Below are 1,419 nucleotides of genomic sequence, written 5' to 3' on the forward strand. Positions count from 1 at the left end.
TTGAGAGTAAACCTCTCAAAACTAAACAAAGTTTCAACAATGTGTAGGTTTCCGTTTTATTCCTTAGAAAGGAGGTGATCCAGCCGCAGGTTCTCCTACGGCTACCTTGTTACGACTTCACCCCAGTCATCTGCCCTGCCTTAGGCGGTTCCCTCCAAATGGTTAGGCCACCGACTTTGGGCATTGCAAACTTCCATGGTGTGACGGGCGGTGTGTACAAGGCCCGGGAACGTATTCACCGCGGCATGCTGATCCGCGATTACTAGCGATTCCGACTTCGTGTAGGCGAGTTGCAGCCTACAGTCCGAACTGAGAACGGCTTTAAGAGATTAGCTTACTCTCGCGAGTTCGCAACTCGTTGTACCGTCCATTGTAGCACGTGTGTAGCCCAGGTCATAAGGGGCATGATGATCTGACGTCGTCCCCACCTTCCTCCGGTTTGTCACCGGCAGTCTCACTAGAGTGCCCAACTAAATGCTGGCAACTAGTAACAAGGGTTGCGCTCGTTGCGGGACTTAACCCAACATCTCACGACACGAGCTGACGACGACCATGCACCACCTGTCATTGCGTCCCCGAAGGGAACGCCTAATCTCTTAGGTTAGCGCAAGATGTCAAGACCTGGTAAGGTTCTTCGCGTAGCTTCGAATTAAACCACATGCTCCACCGCTTGTGCGGGCCCCCGTCAATTCCTTTGAGTTTCAACCTTGCGGTCGTACTCCCCAGGCGGAGTGCTTAATGCGTTAGCTCCGGCACTGAAGGGCGGAAACCCTCCAACACCTAGCACTCATCGTTTACGGCATGGACTACCAGGGTATCTAATCCTGTTCGCTACCCATGCTTTCGAGCCTCAGCGTCAGTTGCAGACCAGACAGCCGCCTTCGCCACTGGTGTTCTTCCATATATCTACGCATTCCACCGCTACACATGGAGTTCCACTGTCCTCTTCTGCACTCAAGTCGCCCGGTTTCCGATGCACTTCTTCGGTTAAGCCGAAGGCTTTCACATCAGACCTAAGCAACCGCCTGCGCTCGCTTTACGCCCAATAAATCCGGATAACGCTTGCCACCTACGTATTACCGCGGCTGCTGGCACGTAGTTAGCCGTGACTTTCTGGTTGGATACCGTCACTGCGTGAACAGTTACTCTCACGCACGTTCTTCTCCAACAACAGAGCTTTACGAGCCGAAACCCTTCTTCACTCACGCGGTGTTGCTCCATCAGGCTTGCGCCCATTGTGGAAGATTCCCTACTGCTGCCTCCCGTAGGAGTATGGACCGTGTCTCAGTTCCATTGTGGCCGATCAGTCTCTCAACTCGGCTATGCATCATCGCCTTGGTAAGCCGTTACCTTACCAACTAGCTAATGCACCGCGGGCCCATCCTGAAGTGATAGCCGAAACCATCTTTGAAACGAAAA

General features: G+C 53.0%; 1 rRNA gene. It reads right to left on the bottom strand.

Annotation, left to right across the window (positions count from 1 at the left end):
- Nucleotides 1-67 precede the first annotated feature (67 nt).
- Nucleotides 68-1,419 (bottom strand): 16S ribosomal RNA (locus tag MR181_RS08725); the annotation flags it as partial.

The organism is Limosilactobacillus urinaemulieris, assembly GCF_932750685.1.
GTDB lineage: Bacteria > Bacillota > Bacilli > Lactobacillales > Lactobacillaceae > Limosilactobacillus > Limosilactobacillus urinaemulieris.